The sequence below is a fragment of the Streptomyces chrestomyceticus JCM 4735 genome, from assembly GCF_003865135.1.
Lineage (GTDB): Bacteria > Actinomycetota > Actinomycetes > Streptomycetales > Streptomycetaceae > Streptomyces > Streptomyces chrestomyceticus.
In genome coordinates, this window is the sequence record NZ_BHZC01000001.1 from 6950933 (window position 1) to 6974824 (window position 23892).

Genomic DNA, 23892 nt, shown 5'->3' on the forward strand with positions numbered 1-23892 from the left:
CCCGGACACGGCGCCACGGCCGCGGAGCAGGGCCCCGCGGCCGTGGACGTCCCGTACTCCGGTGCCTACCGCGGGTCGATCTCCCGCAGCAGACCCGTCGTCACATCGAAGACGAAGCCCCGCACATCGTCGGTGTGCAGCAGGAACGGCGAGGTCCGGACCCGCTGCATGGACTGCCGGACGTCCTCGTCGAGGTCCTTGAACGCCTCGACCGCCCAGTTGGGGCGCTGTCCGACCTCGGCCGCCAGGTCGTGGCGGAAGTCCTCGGTCAGGTTGAGCAGCCCGCAGCCCGTGTGGTGGATGAGGACGACCGAGCGGGTGCCCAGCGCCCGCTGGCTGATCGTCAGGGAGCGGATGATGTCGTCGGTGACGACGCCGCCCGCGTTGCGGATGGTGTGGCAGTCGCCGAGTTCCAGGCCCAGCGCGGCGTGGAGGTCGAGGCGCGCGTCCATGCACGCCACGACGGCGACCTTGAGGACGGGCCGGGCGTCCATGCCCGGATCGGTGAAGGCGGCGGCGTATTTCGTGTTGGCCTCGACGAGGCGGTCGGTGACCGTGCCGCCCGCGGGGGCCACGGCGCTGTCGGCGGAGGGGGGCAGCGGCTGCGAGGCAGGTATCGACATAGCAACACGGTAAAGGGCATCGGCCGGTAAGGCTGCACGTGGGAAGGGGCATAGGGGGCACCGAGGCGTCTTGTGAGGTTTTCCACACGCTCCCGCGGGGTGCCGCCGATCGGGTGAAAACGGCCTTTTCGCCCGCGTCGCGGACCTCGGACGGCTACTCGGGCCGGGTGGTCCCACGGCTCTCCGGAGCCGCTCGGAAATCCGTCGAAAACCCCCGGACGGGCGGTGCGGGACGCGCGGAACCGGTTGATTGACCCCGCGCGGCAGTGGACTAAAGTGGCGCGAAGTGGGAGGCGTGACGCTCTCCTTGGATCCCGAATCTTTCGCGTGCGATCTGCACGTACGGCTCGGCCTCCTCCCGCTCCAACCGGTCCGCCGACGGCACTTCCCCGTCGTCGGAGGGCCACTTCCCCTTCAGAGCGGGCGGGGACCAAGCGGTACGTGCGGCATTCCCCCAGCCAGCGGCCGGGGGGACCCACCTGCCGCCCACCCCATCGGAAGGCGCATGAGCAGCAACGATCGCCACGTACCCGTCATGCTCCAGCGGTGTCTGGACATGCTCGCCCCTGCGCTCGCCGAGCCCGGCGCGGTCGTCGTCGACTGCACCCTCGGCCTCGGAGGGCACAGCGAGGCGCTGCTCGCCACGTTCCCGGCAGCGCGTCTGGTCGCCCTCGACCGCGACCCGGCGGCCCTGAAGCTGGCGGGGGAGCGGCTGGCGCCCTACGGGGACCGCGCCACCCTCGTGCACGCCGTCTACGACGAGCTGCCGCAGGTCCTGGCCCGCCTCGGCATCCCGCGCGTCCAGGGCGTCCTGTTCGACCTCGGTGTCTCCTCGATGCAGCTCGACGAGGCCGACCGCGGCTTCGCGTACGCGCAGGACGCGCCGCTCGACATGCGCATGGACCAGACGACCGGCATGAGCGCCGCCGAGGTCCTCAACACCTACCCGCCCGGCGAGCTGGTCCGCATCCTGCGCGCGTACGGCGAGGAGAAGCAGGCCAAGCGGATCGTCGAGGCCGTCGTGAAGGAGCGCGCCAAGGAGCCCTTCACCCACAGCGCGCGCCTGGTGGAGCTGATCCGCGACGCCCTGCCGCAGGCCGCCAAGCGCACCGGCGGCAACCCCGCCAAGCGAACGTTCCAGGCGCTGCGCATCGAGGTCAACGCCGAACTGGCCGCCGTCGAGAACGCCGTGCCGGCCGCCGTACGGGCCCTCGCGGTGGGCGGCCGGATCGCCGTGCTGTCGTACCAGTCCCTGGAGGACCGGATCGTCAAGCAGGTCTTCGCGGCGGGCGCGGCCAACACCGCGCCGCCCGGCCTGCCCGTCGTCCCCGAGCAGTACCAGCCGCGCCTGAAGCTGCTCACCCGCGGCGCCGAGCTGCCGACCGAGGAGGAGATCGCCGAGAACCGGCGCGCGGCCCCCGCCCGGCTGCGCGGTGCCGAACGCATCCGCGAGGACATCGCGTGAACCGGCCGGGGCGCACGCGCCCGGGGGCGGGCCGGCTCTCGGGCCTGTTCGCCTCCGGAGCGGGGGGCACGGCGGCGCGTACGCCGTTCGTGCTCCTCGTGGTCGTGCTCCTCGGCTCCGGCCTGATCACGCTGCTGCTGCTCAATTCCGCGCTCAACCAGGGCTCCTTCGAACTGAGCAAGCTGGAGAAACGCACCAACGAGCTGACGGACGAGCAGCAGGCCCTCCAGCAGGAGGTGGACGCCTACTCGGCGCCGGGCGCGCTGGACGAGCGCGCCCGCGAGCTGGGCATGGTCCCGGGCGGCAGCCCGGCCTTCCTGGAGCCGGACGGCACGGTACGCGGCAAGCCGAGCGCGGCCCCGGGCGGCTCGGGCCCGATGAGCGCGCGCACCCCGTCGCGGTTCACCGTGCCGGGGCCCCGGACGGCGCTGGGCCACGCCGCCGCGCCGGTCCCCGGGCCCCGGCCGTCCGCCGGGCCGCAGCCGACCGCCGCACCCGTCGCCCCGGACGCGGGGCTGCCCGACCAGCCGCTGCCCGACCACCCGTTCCCCGCCCTCTCCGCACCCGGCCGCCCCCTGCCCGGCGCCCCGGGGGCCGATGGCCGGAAGGCGCCCGGACCGGCGCGTCCGGCCCCCGGCGCGGCAGCCGGCTCCGCCCCGACGACTTCCGGCAGGTGACCCGTGACGTACGAGAACGCCGAAGCCTTGCCCGGAGCCGCGGCCGTCGCGCCCGCGCCCGGGTCCGCCTACGGGTGCGACCCCTTCGCCCGTAGGAACGCACCGGAGGAGGGCGTCGCATGACCGACCCCAAAGGCCCGCGATCCGGCAGCGGCGGCTCCGGCTCGGGCTCCGGTTCGAGAGGTTCCGGCCCCGGTGCGTCCGGCCCCCGCGCTTCCGGACCCAGAGCCTCCGGCCCCAAGGCCCCCGGCGCCAAGACCACCGGCGCCAAGCCCTCCGGCCCGTCCAAAACCTCCGCGGCGAAGCCCTCCGGCCCCCAGGCGTCCGGCTCCAAGCCCACTGGCTCCAAGCCCTCCGCCCCCAAGCCCAACGGGTCGAAGCCCACCCCCCAGACCCCCCGTAAGCCCGGCAGCGGCTCCGGCGCAGGCCCGGCCGCCAGCTCCCCCTCCCGTACCGCCTCAGGCTCCAAGGCGACCAGCTCCCCGGACCCCCGCCGCCGCGTCCCCCGCCCCACCCCGGCCGGTGGCCGCAGCGGTCCGGGCCAAAGCGGCGGGAGCGGCGGAAGCGGCGGGGGCGGCCGCCCCCAGCGCGCGACGGCCCAGAGCCGCCCCGCGCCCCAGAAGCGCCCCGCCTCCGCGCGCCCCACCACCACCAAGCGCGCCCCCCGCCCCCGCACGCCGACCCTGCGCCTGGGCAGCCCGCGCCCCCGGCTGCGCCTGGTCTCCCTCGGCCTGGCGCTGATCCTGCTGGTCTTCGTCGTCCGGCTGTTCCAGGTGCAGGCCGTGGACGCCGGCGCGTACGCGGCCAAGGCCAACGTCAACCGGTACGTCCCGGTCAAGCTGGCCGCCGAACGGGGCGCGATCACCGACCGGGACGGCGTGGACCTGGCCACCACGGTCGACGCGTACGACATCACCGCCGACCCCAGCCTGCTCGCGCCCGACAAGATCAAGATCCAGGACGCCCCGCGGCAGGCCGCCGCCCTGCTCGCGCCGATCCTCCACGAGGACCGCGCCGCCCTGGCCAAGAAGCTCGCCACGCCCGGCTCCCGCTACGTACGGCTGTCCCGGCAGCAGACCCCGCAGGTCTGGAAGCAGATCAAGGACCTGCGCAGACAACTGGACGCCAAGGCCGCCAAGCAGCCCAAGAGCGAGCGCCGCCCCAACGTCCTGGTCGGGATCTTCGCGGACAAGCACAGCAAGCGCGTCTACCCGAACAAGGACCTCGCCTCCGGGGTGCTCGGCTTCGTCAACAGCGAGGGCCGGGGCGGCGGCGGCCTGGAGGCCCGGCTCGACAAGCAACTGGCGGGCAAGGACGGCAAGCTGGTGTACGCCCAGTCCGGCGGGCGGCGCGTGCCCACCGCGGGCGCCCAGGAACACCCGGCCGTGCCGGGGACCGACGTCGAGCTGACCCTGGACCGCGACATCCAGTGGATGGCCCAGCAGGCCATCACCAAGCAGGTCGCCGCGTCACAGGCCGACCGGGGCTACGTCGTCGTGCAGGACACGAAGACCGGCGAGATCCTGGCCCTGGCCAACGCCCCCGGCTTCGACCCCAACGACATCTCGAAGGCCGACCCCGAAGCGCTCGGCAACGCCGCCCTCACCGACGCCTTCGAACCCGGCTCCACCAGCAAGCTCATGTCGATGGCCGCCGTCCTGGAGGAGGGCGTGGCGACCCCCGCCACCCGGGTCACCGTCCCCAACCGGCTGCACCGCGGCGACCGCAACTTCGCGGACGACATCGACCACCCCACCTGGCACCTGACCCTCAACGGCGTCCTGGCCAAATCCAGCAACATCGGCACCATCCTGGCCACCGAACAGCTCGGCAAGACCCGCCCGGAGGCCAACCGGGTGCTCCACTCCTACCTGCGCAAGTTCGGACTCGGACAGCCCACCGGACTCGGCTTCCCCGGCGAGACACCGGGTCTGCTGGCCCCGCCGCAGAAGTGGAGCACCTCGCAGCAGTACACGATCCCCTTCGGGCAGGGCCTGTCGCTCAACGCCGTCCAGGCCGCCTCGGTCTACTCCGCCATCGCCAACGGCGGCGAACGCATCGCCCCCACGCTCATAAGGGGCACCACGGGCCCGGACGGCCGCTACCGGCCCGCTCCGCAGCCGCACAAGAGCCGGGTGGTGAGCGAGAAGACCGCCAGGACGCTGGCCACCATGCTCGAATCGGTGGTCGACGACAAGGAGGGCACCGGCGCCAAGGCGAAGATCGACGGGTACCGCGTCGGCGGCAAGACCGGCACGTCCAACCGGGTGGACCCGAGAACCGGCCGTTACCACGGCTACACCGCCTCCTTCGCCGGGTTCGCGCCCGCCGACCAGCCCCGTGTCACCGTCTACTGCGCCGTCCAGAATCCGACCAGGGGGAGCTACTTCGGCGGCCAGGTGTGCGGCCCGATCTACCAGCAGGTCATGGAGTTCGCGCTCAAGACGCTCCAGGTCCCGCCGAGCGGCGCCCAGCCCCCGCGCCTGCCCGTCACCTTCAAGCCAGGCGAATGAAAACGAGGCAGCACCGCCGTGACGACCATCACCCCCGACCCCGGGAACCGCTCCGGCGCGCGCCCCTCACTTCGCCCCGAGGCCGCCGCGCCCGGTACGCTCACCGCCGTGTCACACGCTGATCAGTCCCACCACGCCCAGAAGGACGCCCCGGGAAGTTTCCGGGAGCGCCCCGCCCAGAGCGGGTCCGCGCCACCCCTCTCGCGGACCTCGCCGAGCAGTTGGGCATCTCGGTGCCGGCCGCGGCAGACGTTGCCGGCACTGCCGTCACCGGCATCACCCACGACTCCCGGGCCGTGCGCCCCGGCGACGTCTACGCCGCGCTGCCCGGCGCCCGCTTCCACGGCGCCGACTTCGCCAACCAGGCAGCCGACCTCGGTGCCGCCGCGGTCCTGACCGACCCGGCGGGCCGCGAGCGCGCCGCCGCGACGGGCCTGCCCGTCCTGGTCGTGGACGAGCCGCGGGCCCGGATGGGGGCGCTGGCCGTCTCGATCTACGGTGACCCGGGCAGCGATCTCCTGCAGATCGGCATCACCGGCACCTCCGGCAAGACCACCACCGCGTACCTCATCGACGGCGGCCTGCGCGCCGCGGCCGAGCGGGCCGCCCAGGAGGAGCAGCGCGAAGCGGCGCTGCGGGGGGACGGCGGCGGGCGCCGGGCGGGCCTGACCGGCCTGATCGGTACGGTCGAGTCCCGGATCGGCGACGAGCGCCTGAAGTCGGAGCGCACCACGCCCGAGGCCACCGACCTCCAGGCGCTGTTCGCCGTCATGCGTGAGCGCGACGTGCGGGCGGTGACGATGGAGGTCTCCAGCCACGCGCTGGTCCTCGGCCGCGTCGACGGCTGCGTCTTCGACGTCGCGATCTTCAACAACCTCAGCCCGGAGCACATGGAGTTCCACTCCGGGATGGAGGACTACTTCCAGGCCAAGGCGCAGTTGTTCACCAAGGCGCGCAGCAAGGCCGGCGTGGTCAACCTCGACGACGAGTACGGCAAGCGGCTGGCCGCCGGCGAGTCCGAGGTGCCGGTCACCACGTTCTCCGCCGAGGGCCACCCGGACGCCGACTGGCGCGCCGCCGACGTGGAGGTCGGCGCGCTCGGCTCCACCTTCACCGCGCTGGGCCCCGACGGCGTGTCCGTACGGGCCGCCTCGCCCCTCCCGGGCCCGTTCAACGTCGCCAACGCGCTCGCGGCGATCACGGCGCTGGTGGTGGCCGGGGTGGACCCGCAGACCGCCGCCGACGGCGTCGCCGCGGTGCCCGGCGTCCCCGGCCGCCTGGAGCGGATCGACGCGGGCCAGGACTACCTCGCCGTCGTGGACTACGCCCACAAGACCGACGCGGTCGAATCGGTCCTGCGCGCCCTGCGCAAGGTCACCGGGGGCCGTATCCACGCCGTACTGGGCTGCGGCGGCGACCGCGACCCGCACAAGCGCAAGCCGATGGGCGCGGCGGTCGCCCGCCTCGCCGACACCGCCGTACTGACCTCCGACAACCCCCGTGGCGAGGACCCCCTCGCGATCCTCGCCACCATGCTGGCGGGCGCCGCCGAGGTGCCCGTCCACGAGCGCGGCACCGTGCTGGTCGAGGAGGAGCGGGCCACCGCCATCGCGGCCGCCGTCGCCCGCGCCGAACCCGGCGACACCGTGATCGTCGCGGGCAAGGGCCACGAGCAGGGCCAGGACATCGCCGGAGTGGTCCGCTCCTTCGACGACCGTCAGGTGCTGCGCGAGGCCATCGAGGCTTCGTTGAACTCGCAGCAGCCGAACCACCAGGGATGACACACCGCCATGCGCGCAAAACCCTTCGAACGGCACGACCTGCCCACGGCCGGGGGTGAGAAGTGATCTCCCTGTCCCTCGCCGAGATCGCGACCATCGTCGGCGGGCAGCAGCACGACATACCGGACCCGGAGGCCCAGGTCACCGGCCCGGTCGTGTTCGACTCCCGTGAGGTGCGCCCCGGCAGCATCTTCGCGGCCTTCGCCGGCGAACGCGTGGACGGCCACGACTACGCCGTGCGGGCCGTCGAGGCGGGCGCGGCGGCGGTCCTGGCCGCCCGCCCCGTCGGCGTCCCCGCGATCGTCGTGGACGACGTGGTCGCCGCCCTCGGGGCGCTGGCCCGTACCGTCGTCGGCAGGCTGGGCGCCTGCGTCGTCGGGCTCACCGGCTCGGCCGGCAAGACCAGCACCAAGGACCTCATCGGCCAGCTCCTGGCCCGCCGGGGGCCGACCGTGTGCCCGGTGGGCAACCTCAACAACGAGATCGGGCTGCCGGTGACCGCGCTGCGCGCGGACGACGGCACGAAGTTCCTCGTCCTGGAGATGGGCGCCCGCGGCGTCGGCCACATCCGCTACCTCGCGGAGCTGGTCCCGCCGCGCATCGGCGTGGTCCTCAACGTGGGCTCCGCGCACATCGGCGAGTTCGGCGGCCGCGAGCAGATCGCCCAGGCCAAGGGCGAACTGGTCGAGGCGCTGCCCACCGCGGACGAGGGCGGCGTCGCCGTGCTCAACGCCGACGACCCGTACGTCCGTGCCATGGCCTCCCGTACGAAGGCCCGTACGGTCTTCTTCGGCGAGTCCGCAGAGGCCGACGTCCGGGCCGAGAATGTCCGGCTCACGGCGCTCGGACAGCCCGCCTTCACGCTTCACACACCCTCCGGGTGCAGCGACGTGACCATGCGGCTGTACGGTGAGCACCACGTGTCGAACGCGCTTGCCGCGGCCGCCGTCGCCCATGAGTTGGGCATGCCCGTGGACGAGATCGCCGTGGCGCTCTCCGAAGCCGGCACGCTCTCCCGCTGGCGGATGGAGGTCACCGAGCGCGCGGACGGTGTGACGGTCGTCAACGACGCCTACAACGCGAACCCGGAATCCATGCGGGCGGCGCTCCGCGCGCTCGTGGCGATGGGCGAAGCCTCCAAGGAAACGGGAGGCCGTACGTGGGCGGTGCTCGGTGAGATGGCCGAGCTCGGCGGGGAGTCACTCGCCGAACACGACGCGGTCGGGCGCCTGGTCGTCCGGCTCAACGTCAGCAAGCTCGTGGCGGTCGGCGGCAGGGAAGCGGCCTGGCTCGACATGGGCGCCAAGAACGAGGGTTCGTGGGGTGAGGAGTCGGTGCACGTGTCCGACGCGCAGGCGGCGGTCGACCTGTTGCGCAGCGAGCTGCGGCCGGGTGACGTCGTGCTGGTGAAGGCGTCCAGGTCGGTCGGCCTGGAACGGGTCGCCGCGGCATTGCTGGGCGACGCCGGTGTCGAGGGCGGAGCCGCCACCCGATGAAGCAGATCCTCTTCTCCGGAATGATCGGACTCTTCCTGACGCTGATCGGCACCCCGCTGCTGATCAAGCTGCTGGCCAGGAAGGGCTACGGGCAGTTCATCCGTGACGACGGCCCGCGCGACCACCACAGCAAGCGCGGTACGCCCACCATGGGCGGCATCGCCTTCATCCTGGCCACGCTCATCGCCTACGCGCTGACCAAGGTCATCACCAGCAGCAACCCGAGCTTCTCCGGTGTGCTGGTGCTGTTCCTGATGGCCGGCATGGGCCTGGTGGGCTTCCTCGACGACTACATCAAGATCGTCAAGCAGCGTTCGCTGGGCCTGCGGGCCAAGGCGAAGATGGCCGGCCAGTTGATCGTCGGCATCGCCTTCGCGGTGCTCTCGCTCCAGTTCGCCGACCTGCGCGGCCAGACCCCGGCCTCCGACCGGCTGTCCTTCACCCAGGACTTCGGCTGGCAGATCGGTCCGGTGCTCTTCGTCATCTGGGCACTGTTCATGATCCTGGCGATGTCCAACGGCGTGAACCTCACCGACGGCCTCGACGGCCTGGCCACCGGCGCCTCGGTGATGGTCTTCGGCGCGTACACCTTCATCGGCATCTGGCAGTACCAGGAGTCCTGCGCCAACGCGATCAGCGCCGGGCCCGCCTGTTACGAGGTACGCGATCCGCTCGACCTTGCGGTCGTCGCCTCCGCCCTGATGGGCGCCTGCTTCGGCTTCCTGTGGTGGAACACCTCGCCCGCCAAGATCTTCATGGGTGACACCGGCTCGCTGGCCCTGGGCGGCGCGCTGGCCGGTCTGGCGATCTGCTCCCGTACGGAGCTGCTGATGGCCGTCCTCGGCGGCCTCTTCGTCCTGATCACCATGTCCGTGGTCATCCAGGTCGGGTCCTTCCGGCTCACCGGCAAGCGGGTCTTCCGGATGGCGCCACTCCAGCACCACTTCGAACTCAAGGGGTGGTCCGAAGTCCTTGTCGTGGTCCGGTTCTGGATCATCCAGGGCATGTGCGTGATCGTCGGCCTGGGCCTCTTCTACGGCGGCTGGCAGGCCGCCAAGTGACCGGCCTCGACCTCGCCGGACAGCACGTGACCGTGGCCGGTCTCGGCGTGAGCGGCGTTCCCGCCGCCCGCGCCCTGGCCGGCCTCGGCGCCGTCGTCACCGTCGTCAACGGCGGCGACGGCGAGCGGGAGCGGGCGCAGGCCGCGCCGCTGGAGGAGCTGGGCATCACCGTCCGCCTCGGCGACGGCGACACGCTCCCCGAGGGCACCGACCTCGTCGTCACCACCCCCGGATGGAAGCCCAGCAGCCCGCTCTTCCAGGCCGCCGAGGCGGCCGGCGTCCCCGTGTGGGGCGACGTGGAGCTGGCCTGGCGGATGCGCGGCCCGGACTCTCCGCCCTGGCTCGCGATCACCGGCACCAACGGCAAGACCACGACCGTACGGATGCTGGCCGCCATCCTGGAGGCCGAGGGGCTGCGTACCGCGGCCGTCGGCAACATCGGGGTGCCGCTGGTGGACGTGGTGCTCTCCGACGAGCCGTATGACGTCCTCGCCGTCGAGCTCTCCAGCTACCAGCTTCACTGGGCGCCCTCCGTACGCGCCCACTCCGCCGCGGTCCTCAACCTCGCCCCGGACCACCTCGACTGGCACGGCTCCATGGAGGCGTACGCCGCCGACAAGGGCCGGATCTACGAGGGCAACACCGTGGCCTGCGTCTACAACGTCGCCGACCGGGCGACCGAGGACCTGGTGCGGGAGGCCGACGTCGAGGAGGGCTGCCGCGCCATCGGCTTCACCCTCGGCACCCCGGGCCCCTCCCAGCTCGGCGTCGTCGAGGGCATCCTCGTCGACCGGGCCTTCGTCGAGAACCGGCAGCAGCACGCGCAGGAACTCGCCGAGATCTCGGACGTGACGCCCGCGGCCCCGCACAACATCGCCAACGCGCTCGCCGCGGCGGCCCTGGCCCGCGCCTTCGGCGTGCGCCCCCAGTCCGTACGGGACGGCCTGCGCGCCTTCCACCCGGACGCGCACCGCATCGAGCACGTCGCGGACGTCTCCGGGGTCGCGTACGTGGACGACTCCAAGGCCACCAACACCCACGCCACCGAGGCGTCGTTGGCGGCGTACGAGCACATCGTCTGGATCGCCGGCGGCCTCGCCAAGGGCGCCACCTTCGACGAGCTGGTCCAGAAGTCCGCCGGCCGGCTGCGCGGCGCGGTCCTCATCGGCGCCGACCGGGCGCTCATTCGGGAGGCCCTGGCGCGACACGCCCCGGATGTCCCGGTGGTCGACCTCGACCGGACCGACACTGGGGCGATGTCCGAAGCCGTACGGGAGGCAGCGCGCCTGGCCCGGCCGGGCGATACGGTCCTGCTGGCCCCGGCCTGCGCCTCGATGGACATGTACCTGAACTACAACAAGCGGGGCGAGGCCTTCGCCGACGCGGTCCGCTCGCTGGCCGCACAGGAACAGTAGTCCGTACGTCCCCGCCGCCGTCGAGGACGCACGGCGCAGCGCACCCGTGGAGGGGACGAGGATGACGGCCCGATCGGCGAAGGCCGCGCCGCCGCGCCCGGCACGGCGCCCCGGCTCCGGCCCGCGCCTGCCGCGCGGCGGCGCCGGCCGCGGCCCGCGGGGCCTGTACACCCAGGTCCGCCGGGGCTGGGACCGGCCGCTGACCGCCTACTACCTGGTGGTCGGCGGCAGCCTGCTGATCACCGTGCTCGGCCTGGTGATGGTCTACTCGGCCTCCCAGATCAAGGCCCTCCAGCTCGGCCTGGCACCGACGTACTTCTTCCGCAAGCAGTTGTTCGCGGCGGTGCTCGGCGGCATCCTGATGCTGGTGGCGGCCCGGATGACGGTCCGGCTGCACCGCACGCTGGCCTATCCGCTGCTGGCCGTCTCGGTCTTCCTGATGACCCTGGTGCAGATCCCCGGGATAGGGGTCGCGGTCAACGGCAACCAGAACTGGATCAACCTGGGCGGCCCCTTCCAGATGCAGCCCAGCGAGTTCGGCAAGCTGGCGCTGGTCCTGTGGGGCGCCGACCTGCTGGCGCGCAAGCAGGACAAGAAGCTGCTCGCCCAGTGGAAGCACCTGCTGGTGCCGCTGATCCCGGTGGCCTTCCTGCTGCTCGGGCTGATCATGCTGGGCGGTGACATGGGCACCGCGATCATTCTGACCGCGATCCTGTTCGGCCTGCTGTGGCTGGCCGGCGCCCCCACCCGGCTCTTCGTGGGCGTGCTCGGCGCGGCCGTCGTCATAGGGGCGCTGCTGATCAAGACCAGCGCCAACCGGATGGCCCGGCTCGCCTGCATCGGCGCGACCGACCCCGGGCCGCAGGACCAGTGCTGGCAGGCCGTGCACGGCATCTACGCGCTGGCCTCCGGCGGATTCTTCGGTTCGGGACTGGGCGCCAGTATGGAAAAATGGGGTGAACTCCCTGAACCGCACACCGACTTCATCTTCGCCATCACCGGGGAGGAACTGGGGCTTGCGGGGACGCTGTCGGTGCTCGCCCTCTTCGCGGCTCTAGGCTATGCGGGTATCCGCGTGGCCGGACGCACGGAGGATCCCTTCGTGAGGTACGCAGCGGGAGGCGTGACCACCTGGATCACGGCCCAGGCCGTGATCAACATCGGTGCGGTGCTCGGTCTGTTGCCGATCGCCGGGGTCCCGCTGCCGCTGTTCTCCTTCGGAGGGTCCGCCCTGCTGCCGACGATGTTCGCCATCGGTCTGCTGATCGCCTTCGCGCGTGACGAGCCCGCTGCACGGGCGGCACTGGCCATGCGGCAGCCTGTTTTCGGCAGGAAACTGGCTGGGGTGAGACGGAAGACGATGAGACGGCGCGTCAAGAAGCGACCGTCCGGAGAGCGGTGAATTTCGGTGCATGTCGTACTCGCCGGTGGGGGGACCGCCGGCCACATCGAGCCCGCGCTCGCCCTCGCGGACGCCCTGCGCAGGCAGGACCCGACCGTGGGGATCACGGCACTCGGTACGGAGAAGGGACTGGAGACCAGGCTGGTGCCGGAGCGGGGCTACGAGCTGGGGCTGATCCCGGCCGTACCGCTGCCGCGCAAGCCCACGCCCGAACTGATCACCGTCCCCGGGCGGCTGCGCGGCACGATCAAGGCCGCCGAGCAGATCCTGGAGCGCACGAAGGCGGACTGCGTGGTCGGCTTTGGCGGCTATGTCGCGCTGCCGGGTTACCTGGCCGCCAAGCGGCGCGGGGTGCCGATCATCGTGCACGAGGCCAACGCCCGCCCCGGGCTGGCCAACAAGATCGGCTCGCGGTACGCCAAGTACGTCGCGGTCAGCACCCCGGACAGCAAGCTGCGGGACGCCCGGTACGTCGGCATCCCGCTGCGCCGCTCCATCGCGACCCTGGACCGGGCGGCGGTCCGCCCCGAGGCGCGGGCCGCCTTCGGGCTGGACCCCAACCTGCCGACGCTGCTGGTCTCCGGCGGCTCGCAGGGCGCCCGGCGGCTCAACGAGGTCATCCAGGCCGCCGTGCCGGCGCTCCAGCGCTCCGGCATCCAGGTGCTGCACGCGGTCGGCCCGAAGAACGAAATGCCGCATGTGGACAACATGCCGGGAATGCCCCCGTATGTACCGGTACCGTACGTGGACCGGATGGACCTCGCGTACGCCGCGGCCGACATGATGCTCTGCCGCGCGGGCGCGATGACCGTCGCCGAACTCTCCGCCGTCGGGCTTCCGGCCGCCTACGTCCCGCTGCCCATCGGCAACGGCGAACAGCGGCTGAACGCCCAGCCGGTGGTCAACGCCGGCGGCGGCCTGCTGATCGACGACGCGCAGCTCACGCCGGAGTGGGTGCAGGGCCAGGTGCTCCCGGTGCTCGCCGACCCGCACCGGCTGTACGAGATGTCCCGCGCGGCGTCCGAGTTCGGCCGCAGGGACGCGGACGAGCTGCTGGTGAAGATGGTGTACGAGGCGGTCGCCGGCCGCTGACGGACGGTACGGCCGTGCTGCCCCGGGGTGTGAACCCCGGGGTGGCGGCCGGAAGGAGAGGGAGCGTGGCCGGACCGACGACCGCCCGACGCGGGGAGAAGAAGTCCGCGCGCTCCGGCCCGCCCTCGTCCGGGAAGGCCGGCAACTCCGGGTCCGGCAGCGGGGGAGGGGGAAAAAAGCCAGCAAAGCGGGGCGAATCCGGCCCCTCGGGCGGGCGCTCCGGCCTGCGGGTCCCCTTCACCGTGCCGTCCCGGCGCACTCTGATCATCACACTGGCCGGCGCGGTGCTGCTGGCCGGTTTCGGCGCCTGGGCCCTGTACGGCTCCACCTGGCTGCGCACGGAAGCCGTCAAGGTGAGCGGTACGGGCGTGCTGACGGTCGATGAGGTCGTACGGGCCGCCGCGGTGCCGATGGACACCCCGCTCGCCTCGGTGGACAAGAAGGCCGTCGCCGACCGGGTGCGCGCGAAACTTCCGCGCGTCAAGTCCGTTCAGGTCAGGCGCTCCTGGCCGCACACGGTCAGCCTGAAAGTGACCGAAAGGCAGCCGGAACTCATTATTCAAACGGGCGGAAAGTTCGTCGAAGTGGACGCAGAAGGGACGCGTTTCGCCACGGTCGCCGCCGCCCCGAAGGGCGTCCCGCTTCTGGAAATGGCCGTACGTGACAGTCCCGGACTGCGCCGGTTCGGCGCCGACCGGCTCCGGCGCGCGGCCGGTACCGTCGTCACCGCCCTGCCGAAGGCGCTCCACCAGGACGTTCGCACCGTCGAGGTGCGCTCCTTCGACGCCATCACCCTGAAGCTGACGGGCGGCCGTACCGTCGTTTGGGGGAGTGACGAACGCAGTACGGCGAAGGCCAAGGTGCTCGCCGCGGCCCTGAAAGCGGCGCGTGACGCGCGCCACTTCGACGTGAGTGTCCCCACCGCGCCCGCGGTGTCGGGGAGTTGACGTGTGTACCCGCAGGCCAGCACCCTGGATGGCTACCACTATGGGTGATCACATAGGGTGAAAAGAAAAACGGGAGGTTCGGCGTGTTCGTTGAACGTGCGCCACTTGTCGACTTAGTGTCTCGTTCCAAAGAGTCCCAGGAACACAGGCACTGGTAACCCTAAACTTCAGCGTTAGGGTTCGGGTCGGCACTACGAACCGTCCCATCGGCATCAGTCGACGTCCGCACCCCGGTGCGGCGGCGACACGTAACTCGAGGCGAGAGGCCTTCGACGTGGCAGCACCGCAGAACTACCTCGCAGTCATCAAGGTCGTCGGCATCGGCGGCGGTGGCGTGAACGCCATCAACCGGATGATCGAGGTCGGGCTCAAGGGCGTCGAGTTCATCGCGATCAACACCGATGCACAGGCCCTGCTGATGAGCGACGCCGACGTCAAGCTGGACGTCGGCCGGGAACTCACCCGTGGGCTGGGCGCAGGCGCCAACCCAGACGTCGGCCGCAAGGCGGCCGAGGACCACCGTGAGGAGATCGAGGAGGTCCTCAAGGGGGCCGACATGGTCTTCGTGACCGCGGGAGAGGGCGGCGGCACCGGCACCGGTGGCGCCCCCGTCGTCGCCAACATCGCCCGCTCGCTCGGCGCCCTGACGATCGGTGTGGTCACCCGCCCGTTCACCTTCGAGGGCCGTCGCCGCGCGAACCAGGCCGAGGACGGCATCGCCGGCCTGCGCGACGAGGTCGACACCCTCATCGTGATCCCCAACGACCGACTGCTGTCCATCTCGGACCGCCAGGTGAGCGTGCTCGACGCGTTCAAGTCCGCGGACCAGGTACTGCTGTCGGGTGTCCAGGGCATCACCGACCTGATCACCACCCCGGGCCTGATCAACCTGGACTTCGCCGACGTCAAGTCCGTGATGTCCGAGGCCGGCTCGGCCCTCATGGGCATCGGCTCGGCGCGCGGCGACGACCGCGCGGTGGCCGCCGCGGAGATGGCGATCTCCTCGCCCCTCCTGGAGGCGTCCATCGACGGCGCCCGCGGCGTGCTGCTCTCCATCTCCGGCGGCTCGGACCTCGGTCTCTTCGAGATCAACGAGGCCGCGCAACTGGTCAGCGAGGCGGCCCACCCCGAGGCGAACATCATCTTCGGTGCGGTCATCGACGACGCGCTCGGCGACGAGGTCCGGGTGACCGTCATCGCCGCGGGCTTCGACGGCGGCCAGCCGCCGGCCCGTCAGCAGACCGTGCTCGGCAGCCAGAACAACGGCAAGCGCGAGGAACCGGCACCGGCCCCCAGCCGCCCGGCCCCGCAGGCCGAGTCCCGGCCGTCGTCCTTCGGCAGCCTGGGCTCGGTGCCGGTACGGGACGAGGAGCCGGCCCCGGCCGACCCGTCCCCGCTCGGCGAGGTGCCGCCGCCCCCGACCGCCTCGCCGCAGGTTCCGCCGGCCCGTCCGTACTCGGACACCGCGGCCGAGGAACTGGACGTCCCCGACTTCCTGAAGTGACCGAAGTCCCGACGTGATAGGGCAACAGCACCCGGTGCTGACGAACGACACGAGCGGCGCGCACTTCGCCTCCACCGACCGGTGGGGCGGGGTGAGCGCCGCTCCGTATGCCGAGCTGAACCTCGGGGGCGCGGTCGGTGACGACCCCGCCGCGGTACGGACCAACCGCGAACTGGCGGCCAAGGCGCTGGGCCTGGACCCGGCCTCGGTCGTGTGGATGAACCAGGTGCACGGCCGCGACGTGGCCGTGGTCGACGGCCCCTGGCGCGACGGCGCCGAGATCCCCCGCGTGGACGCGGTGGTGACGGCCCGCCGGGGCCTGGCCCTCGCCGTCCTGACCGCGGACTGCACCCCGGTGCTCCTCGCCGACCCGGTCGCCGGGGTCACCGGCGCCGCGCACGCGGGGCGTCCGGGGCTGGTGGCCGGGGTGGTTCCGGCGACCGTCGAGGCGATGACCGCGCTGGGCGCCGACCCGGCCCGTATCGTCGCCCGTACCGGCCCCGCGGTCTGCGGACGCTGCTACGAGGTGCCCGAGGCGATGCGCGCCGAGGTCGCCGCGGTGGTGCCCGAAGCCTGGGCCACCACCTCGTGGGGCACGCCCGCGGTGGACATGGCCGCCGGGGTCCGTGCCCAACTCGCCGCGTGCGGCGTCCAGATGGGTGAGCATTCCCACATCTGCACGCTGGAGTCGGCGGACCACTTCTCGTACCGGCGGGACCGCGTCACCGGGCGGCTCGCGAGCTATGTATGGCTGGGATGCTGAGCTGTGACGGATCGTAGAACCGAACTGGCGGACAACCTGGCGCGCGTGGAGGAACGAATCTCCACCGCGTGCGACAAGGCCGGCCGCGCGCGGGAGGACGTGACCCTCATCGTGGTCACGAAGACCTACCCGGCGAGCGACGTGCGGCTGCTCGCGGAACTCGGCGTCGGACAGGTGGCGGAGAACCGCGACCAGGACGCGGCACCGAAGGCCGCGGCCTGCTCGGATCTGTCCCTTACCTGGCATTTCGTCGGTCAGTTGCAGACCAACAAAGTGCGGTCTGTAGTCAATTACGCCGATATTGTGCAGTCGGTCGACCGCGCCAGGCTGGTCACCGCACTCTCGAAGGAAGCGGTACGGGCCGGCCGCGAGCTGGGCTGCCTGCTCCAGGTGGCACTTGACGCCGAGTCGGGTGACACCCGGGGAACGACGGGCGAGCGCGGCGGGGTCGCCCCGGCCGGGGTCGCCGCGCTCGCCGACGCCGTCGCGGCCGCCGAAGGGCTGCGCCTGGACGGCCTGATGACGGTGGCTCCGCTGACCGGCCGTTATGCCGGCCGTCCCGGTGCCGCTTTCGAGCGTTTGATGGAAATCTCATCCGGCCTGCGCGTGAACCATCCTGCTGCGAACATGGTGTCGGCAGGGATGAGCGCGGACCTCGATGAAGCCGTGGCTGCCGGGGCGACACATGTGCGCGTCGGCACTGCGGTACTCGGAGTCCGACCACGGCTCGGGTAACGTCGCCAAGCAAGTCGGACCACAGCACAAAATATGGTCATTGCCCCCAAAAGGAGGGCAGACCGCGTGGATTCAAGGCACCTGGTGACGGAGCCGATCCACCACAGAGCGGAGGACGCAGAGAATGGCCGGCGCGATGCGCAAGATGGCGGTCTACCTCGGCCTCGTGGAGGACGATGGGTACGACGGCCGGGGGTTCGACCCCGACGACGAGTTCGAGCCCGAGCTTGACCCGGAGCCCGAACGGGGGCGGCGACAGCAGACCCAAGTACCCACCGAGCCGCACCCGGAACGGGACGAACCCGTCCGAGTCGCCCAGCCGCCCGCTCAGCGTGAGTCCGCCCCTCTGGCTGCCGAAAGCGGACGACCCGCCCGAATCGCCCCCGTGGCGTCCATCACACCCGACCGTCCGAATCTGGAGAAGAACGCACCGGTGATCATGCCCAAGGTTGTGTCCGAGCGGGAGCCGTACCGCATCACGACGCTGCACCCCCGGACCTACAACGAAGCCCGTACCATCGGGGAACACTTCCGTGAGGGCACTCCGGTGATCATGAATCTCACGGAGATGGACGATACGGACGCGAAGCGACTTGTCGACTTTGCTGCCGGTCTCGTCTTCGGCCTGCACGGCAGCATCGAGCGGGTGACGCAGAAGGTGTTCCTGTTGTCGCCTGCTAACGTCGATGTCACGGCGGAGGACAAGGCCCGCATCGCAGAGGGCGGGTTCTTCAACCAGAGCTGAGACGCAATACCGGGCACACCGGGCGGAAACGCCCAACACGACAGCATGGCAAGGGGAGAGGACACCGCGGATGAGCATCGCTGGACAGGTGATCTACATCGCGTTGTACTGCTTCCTCATCGTGTTGATCTTCCGGCTGGTGATGGACTATGTCTTCCAGTTCGCCCGTTCATGGCAACCCGGCAAGCCAATGGTGGTCGTTCTGGAGGCCACCTACACTGTCACTGATCCGCCACTCAAGCTCTTGCGGCGGGTCATTCCGCCGCTGCGTCTCGGGGGCGTGGCGCTCGACCTGTCCTTCTTCGTATTGATGATCATCGTCTACATCCTGATCACCGTCGTGAGATCGGTGTTGTTGGTGTGAACGATACGGTCTTGCCGATTGCCGACGACTACGTTGAGGTGAAGTAGAGATGCCGTTGACCCCCGAGGACGTGCGGAACAAGCAGTTCACGACCGTCCGCCTCCGAGAAGGCTATGACGAGGACGAGGTCGATGCCTTCCTCGATGAGGTCGAAGCCGAACTGACCCGCCTGCTGCGCGAGAACGAGGACCTGCGCGCCAAGCTGGCCGCCGCGACGCGAGCCGCCGCGCAGAACCAGCAGCAGCAGAACATGCGCAAGCAGCAGGAGCAGCAGCAGGACCAGGGGCAGCAGCACCAGCAGGGGCGGCCCGGGGCTCCGGTGCCCGCCGCCATATCCGGACCGCAGCCGGTGCCGCCGCAGCAACAGCAGCAACAGCAGCAGTTGGGCGGCCCGCCGCAGCTGACCGGAGGAGCCCCGCAGCTCCCGGCCGGGCCCGGTGGCCACGGTCCCGGCCCGCAGGGCCCGCACGGCCCCGGCCCGATGGGCCCCGGCGGTCCGCTGGGCGGCCCGATGGGCGGTCCCGGTGGCCACGGCGGCCCGCAGCTGCCGCAGCCGGGGCAGGGCCCGGGCGGTGACAGTGCCGCTCGCGTGCTCTCGCTCGCGCAGCAGACCGCCGACCAGGCGATCGCGGAGGCCCGTTCCGAGGCCAACAAGATCGTGGGCGAGGCGCGCTCGCGTGCGGAGGGTCTGGAGCGGGACGCCCGTGCCAAGGCGGATGCGCTGGAGCGGGACGCGCAGGAGAAGCACCGCGTCGCGATGGGGTCGCTGGAGTCGGCCCGCGCCACGCTGGAGCGCAAGGTCGAGGACCTGCGCGGCTTCGAGCGCGAGTACCGTACGCGGCTGAAGTCCTACCTGGAGAGCCAGCTGCGCCAGCTGGAGAACCAGGCCGACGACTCGCTGGCGCCGCCGCGGACGCCGGCGACCGCCTCGCTGCCGCCGTCGCCGTCGATGGCTTCGGCCGGTGCGGGATCCATGGGTGGGAACCACTCCATGGGTGGCGGGCAGTCGATGGGCGGTCACGGTGGTGGCTCGGGCAGTGCGCCGTCGTACGGCGGGCAGCAGCAGATGTCGCCGGCGATGACGCAGCCGATGGCTCCGGTGCGGCCGCAGGGACAGCAGCCGATGCAGCAGGCGCCGTCGCCGATGCGTGGGTTCCTCATCGACGAGGACGACAACTGAGCGGAGTCGCGCTTCGCGCGTAGTCGTCGCGTGTAGCGCGTGGTCGGCAATCAGGGCTGGGCCCCTGGGGGTATCCCCGGGGGTCCGGCTCTTTTTGTGGCCTGCGGGCTTGGCTGCTTGTGGGGGTTCGCGTTTCGCGCCTTTGGTCCGGTGGGGGTGCGCGTCTTGCGCGAGAGGTTCGGTGGGTGGGGGCTCGGGGCCACTCCGGGGTCACTCCTCGGCACCGTGGACCGCAACGTGCCTTCATTCGGCGACGCAGAGGCCCGGCTGCCTGCGGGGAGACCCCTGCGGGACCCCGAGCCCTGGCCGTCCGGCGGCTTTCGGTGTGAATTGGGCTGGTGTGGCCTAGAAACGCCGATTTCCCTGACGGGAACGGCCCCCGACGCTTGGTGCGTCGGGGGCCGTCGTGTTGCTACACCTGCTCGGTGGTTACGCCTCGGTCTTCTTGAGGCGGAAGGTCAGGTTGAGGGACTCGTCCTCGAACTGCTGGCCGTAGGTGTTGTCGGCCTCGCCTTGGGCGAAGTCGGTGGCCAGGACCTCGTCCGCGATGAGGGACTGGTGGTCGGTCAGGGCTGTGCGGACTTCCTCGTCGGGGGTCTGCCAGCGGAGGGTGATGCGGTCGGCCACGTCCAGGCCGCTGTTCTTGCGGGCCTCCTGGATGAGGCGGATGGCGTCGCGGGCCAGGCCGGCTCGGCGGAGGTCCGGGGTGATTTCCAGGTCGAGGGCTACGGTGGCGCCCGCGTCGGAGGCCACCGACCAGCCCTCGCGCGGGGTCTCGGTGATGATGACCTCGTCGGGGGAGAGGGGGAGCGTCTCGCCGTCGACGGTGATGGTCGCGGTGCCTTCGCGCAGGGCGAGGGAGAGGGCCGCGGCGTCGGTGGCGGCGATGGCCTTGGCCACGGCCTGGACGCCCTTGCCGAAACGCTTGCCCAGGGCCCGGAAGTTGGCCTTGGCCGTGGTGTCCACCAGGGAGCCGCCCACCTCGGAGAGGGTGGCGAGGGTGGAGACGTTCAGTTCCTCGGTGATCTGGGTGCGCAGCTCGGGGGAGAGTGACTCGAAGCCGGAGGCTGCCACCAGGGCGCGGGAGAGGGGCTGGCGGGTCTTGACGCCGGACTCCGCGCGGGTGGCGCGGCCCAGTTCGACCAGGCGGCGGACCAGGACCATCTGCTTCGACAGTTCCGGGTCGATCGCGGAGTGGTCGGCCTCGGGCCAGGTGGAGAGGTGGACCGAGTCGGGGGCGTCGGGGGTGACCGGGACGACCAGGTCCTGCCAGACGCGTTCGGTGATGAACGGGGTGATGGGGGCCATCAGCCGGGTGACGGTCTCGATGACCTCGTGGAGGGTGCGCAGCGCTGCCTTGTCGCCCTGCCAGAAGCGGCGGCGGGAGCGGCGTACGTACCAGTTGGAGAGGTCGTCGACGAAGGAGGAGAGGAGTTTGCCGGCGCGCTGGGTGTCGAAGGTTTCGAGGGCGTCGGTGACGTCCCGGGTGAGGGCGTGGAGTTCGGACAGGAGCCAGCGGTCCAGCAGGGGGCGGTCGGCCGGGGTAGGGTCTTCGGCGCTCGGGGACCAGTTGGAGGTGCGGGCGTACAGGGCCTGGAAGGCGACCGTGTTCCAGTAGGTCAGGAGGGTCTTGCGGACCACTTCCTGGATGGTGCCGTGGCCCACCCGGCGGGCTGCCCAGGGGGAGCCGCCCGCTGCCATGAACCAGCGGACCGCGTCGGCGCCGTGCTGGTCCATCAGCGGGATCGGGTCGAGGGTGTTGCCCAGGTGCTTGGACATCTTGCGGCCGTCCTCGGCGAGGATGTGGCCCAGGCAGACCACGTTCTCGTAGGAGGACTTGTCGAAGACGAGGGTGCCTACGGCCATGAGGGTGTAGAACCAGCCGCGGGTCTGGTCGATGGCCTCGGAGATGAACTGTGCGGGGTAGCGCTTCTCGAACAGTTCCTTGTTCTTGTACGGGTATCCCCACTGCGCGAAGGGCATGGAGCCGGAGTCGTACCAGGCGTCGATGACCTCGGGGACGCGTGTCGCGATGCCCTGGCAGGTGGGGCAGGGGAAGGTGACGGCGTCGATGTAGGGGCGGTGCGGGTCCAGGGCCGACTGGTCGGTGCCGGTGAGGTCGGTCAGTTCGGCGAGGGAGCCCACGCAGGTCAGGTGGTCCTCGGCGCAGCGCCAGATGGGGAGAGGCGTTCCCCAGTAGCGGTTGCGGGAGAGGGCCCAGTCGATGTTGTTGTTGAGCCAGTCGCCGAAGCGGCCGTGCTTGACCGACTCGGGGAACCAGTTGGTGCGCTCGTTCTCGCGCAGCAGGGCGTCCTTGACCGCGGTGGTGCGGATGTACCAGGACGGCTGGGCGTAGTAGAGGAGCGCGGTGTGGCAGCGCCAGCAGTGCGGGTAGCTGTGCTCGTAGGCGAGGTGCCGGAAGAGCAGGCCGCGCGCGTCGAGGTCGGCGACGAGGTGTTCGTCGGCCTTCTTGAAGAACTGGCCGCCGACGAGGGCGAGGCCCTCCTCGAAGGTGCCGTCGGGGCGCACCGGGTTGACGACCGGCAGGCCGTAGCCGCGGCAGGTCTTGAGGTCGTCCTCGCCGAAGGCCGGGGCCTGGTGGACCAGGCCCGTACCGTCTTCGGTGGTGACGTAGTCGGCGTTGACGACGAAGTTGGCGTCTTCCAGCTCGACCAGGTCGAAGGGGCGGCGGTAGGCCCAGCGCTCCATGTCGCGGCCGGTGAAGGTCTGGCCGGTCGTGGTCCAGCCTTCGCCGAGGGCCTTTTCGAGGAGGGGCTCGGCGACGACCAGCTTTTCCTGGCCGTCGGTGGCCACGACGTAGGTGACGTCGGGGTGGGCGGCGACCGCCGTGTTGGAGACCAGGGTCCAGGGGGTGGTCGTCCAGATCAGGAGGGCCGCCTCGCCGGCCAGCGGGCCGGAGGTGAGGGGGAGACGGACGAAGACCGAGGGGTCCACGACGGTTTCGTAGCCCTGGGCCAGCTCGTGGTCGGACAGGCCGGTGCCGCAGCGGGGGCACCAGGGGGCGACGCGGTGGTCCTGCGCCAGCAGGCCCTTGTCGAAGATTTGCTTGAGGGACCACCAGACCGACTGGATGTAGTCGGGGTCCATGGTGCGGTACGGGTCGTCCAGGTCCGTCCAGTAGCCCATCCGGGTGGTCAGGTCGGCGAACGCGTCGGTGTGGCGGGTCACCGACTCGCGGCACTTGGCGTTGAACTCGGCGATGCCGTACGCCTCGATGTCCTTCTTGCCGTTGAAGCCCAGTTCCTTCTCGACGGCCAGCTCGACCGGCAGGCCGTGGCAGTCCCAGCCGGCCTTGCGGTCGACGTGGTAACCCCGCATGGTGCGGAAGCGGGGGAAGACGTCCTTGAAGACGCGGGCCTCGATGTGGTGGGCACCGGGCATGCCGTTGGCGGTCGGCGGGCCCTCGTAGAAGACCCACTCGGGGCGTCCCTCGGACTGCTGGAGGGTACGGGCGAAGATCTTCTGCTCGCGCCAGAAATCGAGCACCGCGTGCTCAAGGGCGGGCAGGTCTACCTGGGCGGGTACCTGGCGGTACTGAGGCTGTGACATCGGGGCGTTCCTCCGGCGGACACCTGCTGCGTTCTCCGTCCGGAGGGACGAGAGCCTGGGCTCCCGCGGTACCACCCTCCTTGGCGGTGTGCGCTCCACCGCCCCCTCATTGGGGTCGCGAGGCCGGTTCTACTGACCCGCGGGCCGCTTGCTGGCCGCCCGTGGGCGTTCTTCCGGCGGCTCTGGGGTGATCTTCACGTCGCGCACGCCTCCGGGCTCGCACCGTCCCCGGATCGCTCATCGCTGCGTACGACGCTACTCGTCCCGTCCACGCCTTTCGCTGGGGCCAGTGTACGGGGCACAGGGGGTGCGCACCGACCGGTTTCACCGGCTGCGCCGAGTGAGGTAGCGGGCGCCGAGGGTGTGACCCGAATGGCGATACGCAGGGCGCGGGAGTCGGCGCCCGCGCGCGGGGCGCCCGGCGGCGGGCTCCGCGCGGGCCGTGGGCTGGCGGATTACCGGGCGGGCAGGGGGGCACAACGGATGGAGACCCGGCTGCCGTGGGGGGAGACCGGGCGGGAAAGGGCGGTGCGTCCCGTTGCCGCGTGCCTTGAGGCGA

General features: G+C 71.4%; 17 protein-coding genes and 1 pseudogene. 16 read left to right on the plus strand and 2 right to left on the minus strand.

Annotated features, from left to right (window positions below):
- Nucleotides 1-65 precede the first annotated feature (65 nt).
- Complete coding sequence (locus EJG53_RS30465) at nt 66-623, minus strand: beta-class carbonic anhydrase (RefSeq protein WP_125047567.1); 558 nt, start codon at nt 621-623, stop codon at nt 66-68.
- Nucleotides 624-1128: 505 nt separating this feature from the next.
- Here EJG53_RS30465 and rsmH point away from each other — a divergent pair.
- From rsmH to EJG53_RS30545, 16 genes and pseudogenes are all read left to right on the plus strand, one after another.
- Nucleotides 1129-2088, plus strand: a complete 960-nt coding sequence (rsmH, locus tag EJG53_RS30470) for a 16S rRNA (cytosine(1402)-N(4))-methyltransferase RsmH (protein WP_125047568.1) — start codon at nt 1129-1131, stop codon at nt 2086-2088.
- Complete coding sequence (locus EJG53_RS42870; protein ID WP_244955408.1) at nt 2085-2765, plus strand: cell division protein FtsL; 681 nt, start codon at nt 2085-2087, stop codon at nt 2763-2765. Before rsmH ends, EJG53_RS42870 begins: the two co-directional genes overlap by 4 nt.
- 119 nt (nt 2766-2884) lie before the next feature.
- The gene (locus tag EJG53_RS30480) at nt 2885-5278 is read left to right on the plus strand and encodes a peptidoglycan D,D-transpeptidase FtsI family protein (RefSeq protein WP_244955409.1); all 2394 of its coding nucleotides are present in this window, start codon (nt 2885-2887) and stop codon (nt 5276-5278) included.
- A gap of 18 nt (nt 5279-5296) precedes the next feature.
- Nucleotides 5297-7059, plus strand: a pseudogene (locus EJG53_RS30485) (Mur ligase family protein).
- 62 nt (nt 7060-7121) lie between these two features.
- Entirely contained in the window at nt 7122-8555 is a 1434-nt protein-coding gene (locus tag EJG53_RS30490) for a UDP-N-acetylmuramoyl-tripeptide--D-alanyl-D-alanine ligase (protein ID WP_125047570.1), read from the plus strand.
- Nucleotides 8552-9616 (plus strand): phospho-N-acetylmuramoyl-pentapeptide-transferase, encoded by a 1065-nt coding sequence (gene mraY / locus EJG53_RS30495; protein ID WP_030024670.1) that lies wholly within the window; start codon nt 8552-8554, stop codon nt 9614-9616. The genes EJG53_RS30490 and mraY overlap by 4 nt, the downstream gene beginning before the upstream one ends.
- Nucleotides 9613-11031 carry a UDP-N-acetylmuramoyl-L-alanine--D-glutamate ligase gene (gene murD, locus EJG53_RS30500; RefSeq protein ID WP_125047571.1) on the plus strand — a complete coding sequence of 473 codons (1419 nt, stop codon included), beginning with the start codon at nt 9613-9615 and terminating at the stop codon, nt 11029-11031. Before mraY ends, murD begins: the two co-directional genes overlap by 4 nt.
- 61 nt (nt 11032-11092) lie before the next feature.
- Nucleotides 11093-12433, plus strand: coding sequence for a putative lipid II flippase FtsW (ftsW, locus tag EJG53_RS30505; RefSeq protein WP_031003985.1), 1341 nt, complete (start codon nt 11093-11095; stop codon nt 12431-12433).
- Between the two features lie 6 nt (nt 12434-12439).
- Nucleotides 12440-13525: an undecaprenyldiphospho-muramoylpentapeptide beta-N-acetylglucosaminyltransferase gene (gene murG / locus EJG53_RS30510; RefSeq protein ID WP_031003984.1), complete on the plus strand. Its 1086-nt coding sequence runs from the start codon at nt 12440-12442 to the stop codon at nt 13523-13525.
- Between the two features lie 65 nt (nt 13526-13590).
- Nucleotides 13591-14472, plus strand: a complete 882-nt coding sequence (locus EJG53_RS30515; RefSeq protein ID WP_218041935.1) for a cell division protein FtsQ/DivIB — start codon at nt 13591-13593, stop codon at nt 14470-14472.
- 274 nt (nt 14473-14746) lie between these two features.
- Entirely contained in the window at nt 14747-15976 is a 1230-nt protein-coding gene (ftsZ, locus tag EJG53_RS30520; RefSeq protein ID WP_030024674.1) for a cell division protein FtsZ, read from the plus strand.
- A gap of 13 nt (nt 15977-15989) precedes the next feature.
- A complete protein-coding gene (pgeF, locus tag EJG53_RS30525; RefSeq protein ID WP_371858745.1) occupies nt 15990-16739 on the plus strand; it encodes a peptidoglycan editing factor PgeF in 750 nt (249 codons plus the stop codon).
- A 3-nt stretch (nt 16740-16742) separates the two neighbouring features.
- Entirely contained in the window at nt 16743-17474 is a 732-nt protein-coding gene (locus tag EJG53_RS30530) for a YggS family pyridoxal phosphate-dependent enzyme (protein ID WP_125047573.1), read from the plus strand.
- A 124-nt stretch (nt 17475-17598) separates the two neighbouring features.
- A complete protein-coding gene (locus EJG53_RS30535; RefSeq protein WP_030024677.1) occupies nt 17599-18219 on the plus strand; it encodes a cell division protein SepF in 621 nt (206 codons plus the stop codon).
- 70 nt (nt 18220-18289) lie between these two features.
- On the plus strand, nt 18290-18583 hold the full coding sequence (locus EJG53_RS30540) for a YggT family protein (protein WP_030676138.1): 294 nt from the start codon (nt 18290-18292) through the stop codon (nt 18581-18583).
- 49 nt (nt 18584-18632) lie between these two features.
- Nucleotides 18633-19763, plus strand: a complete 1131-nt coding sequence (locus EJG53_RS30545) for a DivIVA domain-containing protein (RefSeq protein WP_125047574.1) — start codon at nt 18633-18635, stop codon at nt 19761-19763.
- A 429-nt stretch (nt 19764-20192) separates the two neighbouring features.
- Here EJG53_RS30545 and ileS read toward each other — a convergent pair whose 3' ends face one another.
- Nucleotides 20193-23333, minus strand: a complete 3141-nt coding sequence (gene ileS, locus EJG53_RS30550) for an isoleucine--tRNA ligase (RefSeq protein ID WP_125047575.1) — start codon at nt 23331-23333, stop codon at nt 20193-20195.
- Between the last annotated feature and the right edge of the window lie 559 nt (nt 23334-23892).

Coding starts and splice junctions, on each gene's coding strand:
- EJG53_RS30465 (WP_125047567.1), bottom strand. CDS start 623: ATGTCGATACCTGCCTCGCAGCCGCTGCCCCCCTCCGCCGACAGCGCC.
- EJG53_RS30545 (WP_125047574.1), top strand. CDS start 18,633: ATGCCGTTGACCCCCGAGGACGTGCGGAACAAGCAGTTCACGACCGTC.
- ileS (WP_125047575.1), bottom strand. CDS start 23,333: ATGTCACAGCCTCAGTACCGCCAGGTACCCGCCCAGGTAGACCTGCCC.
- EJG53_RS30480 (WP_244955409.1), top strand. CDS start 2,885: ATGACCGACCCCAAAGGCCCGCGATCCGGCAGCGGCGGCTCCGGCTCG.
- rsmH (WP_125047568.1), top strand. CDS start 1,129: ATGAGCAGCAACGATCGCCACGTACCCGTCATGCTCCAGCGGTGTCTG.
- EJG53_RS30540 (WP_030676138.1), top strand. CDS start 18,290: ATGAGCATCGCTGGACAGGTGATCTACATCGCGTTGTACTGCTTCCTC.
- mraY (WP_030024670.1), top strand. CDS start 8,552: ATGAAGCAGATCCTCTTCTCCGGAATGATCGGACTCTTCCTGACGCTG.
- ftsW (WP_031003985.1), top strand. CDS start 11,093: ATGACGGCCCGATCGGCGAAGGCCGCGCCGCCGCGCCCGGCACGGCGC.
- EJG53_RS30535 (WP_030024677.1), top strand. CDS start 17,599: ATGGCCGGCGCGATGCGCAAGATGGCGGTCTACCTCGGCCTCGTGGAG.